The following is a 1,729-nucleotide window of genomic DNA, read 5'->3' on the forward strand; positions in this document are numbered from 1 at the left end:
CCGGTCGGGCGGCTCGGCGCAACATCTCAGCCATGAAGCTGCCCGACGCATGCCCGCCCGATCGACTTGACTCGGAACCGCCCGCTCCCGGCCCTGTCCTGAGGTTCGAGCGCTTGCGCACCGCCTTGCTCTCGGCGGTGGTGCTGGCCGGCATCGGAGGCTTGAGCCTGACGGGCTGCACCCTGCGTCCCTTGCACCAGCAGCGCGAAATCCAGATCGACAGCGTCACGCTGAGCAACGAGGCCTCGGCCGGCGTCGGTGGCACGCCCTTTTGCCTGCACCTGCGTCAGGACAACCAGTTCTACGTGGCCTACAGCCGCAACCACGTCGAGGCGTGGGTCACCGATGGCCGCTGCACTGACAAGGGCCCCGAGCGCGCCGTGGACGCCATCCGCCTGAACTGGCGAGCCGATCTGCGCGACGCCCAGGAAGGCCGGCATTGCATGCAGACCGAGCGCTGCGCGCACACCGAGAACAACGTGATCGAAGGCAAGTTTCTGCGCTGCGCCACCGCCGCCGCCCGCCAGGGCAACCAGGCGGCCTACATCTCCAGCGACGAAGTGCGCTGCAACTGAGGCGACCCCGGGCTCAGGCCATCATCGCCGCGGCCACCAGCAGCAGCGCACAAAAGCACTGTCCCAGCAAGCGTTCAGGCAGGCGATGCGCCAGGGCCACGCCCCACGAGATGCTGAGCAGACCGCCAGCGGCCAGGGGCAGGCCCCGCGTCCAGTCCACCTGGCCCGCGCTCGCGTACGTGAACAGCGCCACCAGCGCCCCTGGTGCCACAGCAGCCAAAGACAGACCTTGCGCCATCGTCTGCCGACGCACGCCGAAAACCGTGGTCAAGGCAGGCACGGTCACCAGCCCGCCGCCCACCGTGAACAAGCCGGAAAACACCCCGCTGAGCAACCCCAGGGCCCCCAGACCGGGCCTGCTCAAGGGCGCTGCGGCAGCGTGCAGAGAAGCCGCCGCTTCGGCTTGATGCGCGCGCTTGCGGGCGCCCCACCACAACAGCCCTGACAGCCCCACCAGGAAAGCTGCGAACGCCCAGCGCAGCTGCCCGGCATCGAGCCGAGTGGCCCAGTGCGCCACCAGCCAGGTCGATGCCACCGAGGCGCCCCCCAGCCAGGAGGCGTCTTTCAAGTCGATGGGATTGCGCTGCTTGTATCGCCAAAAACCCAGCATCACGTTGGGCGCGATCATCACCAGGGCCGTGCCCTGAGCCAGTTGCTGGTCCAGGCCAAAACCCAAGGCCAGCACCGGGATGGCGATCAGCCCTCCGCCGATGCCGAACACACCCCCCACCGCCCCCAGGGCCATGCCCAGGGAAAGGTCTGCCAGCAAGGACCAGGAGAGCAAAGGGTGCAGGTGCAGGTTCAGCCACGTCATGCCGGCAGTCTGCAGCGCGGCACCATTGCGCAATCACATGCAGAATCAAAACATTCTTGCACCTACCGCAAAAATGAACAGCCCCACCGACCTCGCCTTCTTTGTCACCCTGGCCGAATCTCGCAGCCTCTCGGCAGCAGCCCAGGAGCTGGGCCTGTCAACGGCGGCCGTGAGCCGGCGTCTGGCGGCACTGGAGGCGCGCCTGGGCATCCGCCTGATGCAGCGCACCACGCGGCGCACCTCGCTGACGCAGGAAGGACTGCGCTACCTCGAGGAAGGCCGGCGCATCCTGGCCGACATCGAGACCCTGGAGCAGGATGTGTCGGGGCGCAGCGCCACA

General features: G+C 68.0%; 3 protein-coding genes. 2 read left to right on the forward strand and 1 reads right to left on the reverse strand.

The window, feature by feature from the left end; genetic code table 11:
• Nucleotides 1-575 (forward strand): hypothetical protein (locus B2W70_RS09225; RefSeq protein WP_286745055.1); only part of this gene is annotated, 575 nt, incomplete at its 5' end.
• 13 nt (nucleotides 576-588) lie between these two features.
• Here the strand turns inward: B2W70_RS09225 and B2W70_RS09230 are convergent.
• Nucleotides 589-1,389 (reverse strand): sulfite exporter TauE/SafE family protein, encoded by an 801-nt coding sequence (locus B2W70_RS09230; protein ID WP_286745058.1) that lies wholly within the window; start codon nucleotides 1,387-1,389, stop codon nucleotides 589-591.
• Nucleotides 1,390-1,462: 73 nt separating this feature from the next.
• Here B2W70_RS09230 and B2W70_RS09235 point away from each other — a divergent pair.
• Nucleotides 1,463-1,729 (forward strand): LysR family transcriptional regulator (locus tag B2W70_RS09235; protein WP_286745060.1); only part of this gene is annotated, 267 nt, incomplete at its 3' end.

Source organism: Aquabacterium sp. UBA2148 (assembly GCF_002328915.1).
GTDB lineage: Bacteria > Pseudomonadota > Gammaproteobacteria > Burkholderiales > Burkholderiaceae_C > Aquabacterium > Aquabacterium parvum.